Source organism: Cryobacterium sp. HLT2-28 (assembly GCF_004402495.1).
Taxonomy (GTDB): domain Bacteria; phylum Actinomycetota; class Actinomycetes; order Actinomycetales; family Microbacteriaceae; genus Cryobacterium; species Cryobacterium mannosilyticum.
In genome coordinates, this window is the sequence record NZ_SOFH01000028.1 from 1 (window position 1) to 1374 (window position 1374).

The following is a 1374-nucleotide window of genomic DNA, read 5'->3' on the forward strand; positions in this document are numbered from 1 at the left end:
CGGGCCTGATCCGGACGGCGCCGGGCCGGCGCAACGGATCGGGCGGGCGCGGGAGGCCGTAGCCGCGGCCCTGGACGGGATCGCGTTCGGGCTGCTCAGCGACGCCGAGGCGGTCGCGGTGCTCGGCGCCGTCGAGGACCTCGGCCGGAGGGTGGACGCGGCCCGGGTCGGCGCGGCGGCAGAGGTCGGTTCCCGGGCCCGGAACGGCCTGGGTCAGGACTCGCTGGCGTGGAAGCTGGGCTGCCAGGGCCAGGTCGACCTGATCACCAGAGTGACGCGGGTCTCGGGCCGGGAGGCCACCCGCCGGCTCCGGCTCGGCGGCAACGTGACCGACCGGATGAGCGGGGCGATGCTGCTCCCGCCGTACTACCCGGCCGTGGCGGCGGCCCTGACCTCCGGGGCCCTCGGGGTGGACGCGGCCGACGCGATCGTGACCGCCCTCGACCAGGTCGGCCCGCGGGTCGCCCCCGACGACCTGCACACCGCCGAACGCGCCCTGGTCGCCTCCGCGACCGGCGCGAGCACCGACGAGACCCGCGGCCTGCCCGGCGAAGGGTTCGCGTTTCCCGCCGACCTTGTCCGCGGGCTCGCCGGCCAGTGGCAGGCCCGCCTCGACCCCGACGGCGCCGCCCCCAACGAATCCCTGTTCGAGCCCCGCAGCACGCTCAGCTTCGGCCGTCTCACCCGGGGCGTGTACCCGCTGCGAGGCCAGGTCACCGCGGACCTCCGCGGCATCCTCAACGGCGTCTTCGATGCCTACCTCTCCGCACACGCCGCCCCCGCGTTCCCCACCGAAGAAGAACAAGCCCTGATCCAGGGCGGGGAACTGGTCCCCGGCGCCGACGGCGCCGCCGCCCGCCACCCCGACACCCCCCGCATGGGCGGCGCCGCTCCCACCGTGCTGGTGCACGTGAACGCCACGGACCTGGCCGCCGGCACCGGGGTCGGCTGGATCGACGGCGTCGACGCGCCCGTGTCACTGCGGAACGTGAAACAGCAGCTCTGCACCGGCGGCTACCAGAAGATCATCTTCGGCGAGAACGGCGAAGTGCTCTACCTCGGCGGCAAGAAACGCTTCTTCACCACCGCGCAACGCAAGGCCATCACCGCCCGCGACGGCGGATGCATCATCCCCGGCTGCAGCGTGGCCGCCCACTGGTGCGAAGTCCACCACGTCATCCCCTGGCAGAAACACGGAAAAACCGACATCGACAACGGCGTCCTTCTCTGCTGGTACCACCACCACAGCATCGACACCTCGGGCTGGCTCATCCGCATGATCCGCGGCAAACCCCAGGTCAAGGCGCCAGCCTGGGCAGGAACCACCACCACCTGGCAGCCCGGCGCCACCCACCGCGCCCAGCAGGCCAGCCA

1 protein-coding gene is annotated in these 1374 nt (G+C 73.4%); it reads left to right on the top strand.

Annotated elements, in window-relative coordinates; genetic code table 11:
• Positions 1-1374 (top strand): HNH endonuclease signature motif containing protein (locus E3O48_RS14935; protein WP_134540003.1); only part of this gene is annotated, 1374 nt, incomplete at both ends.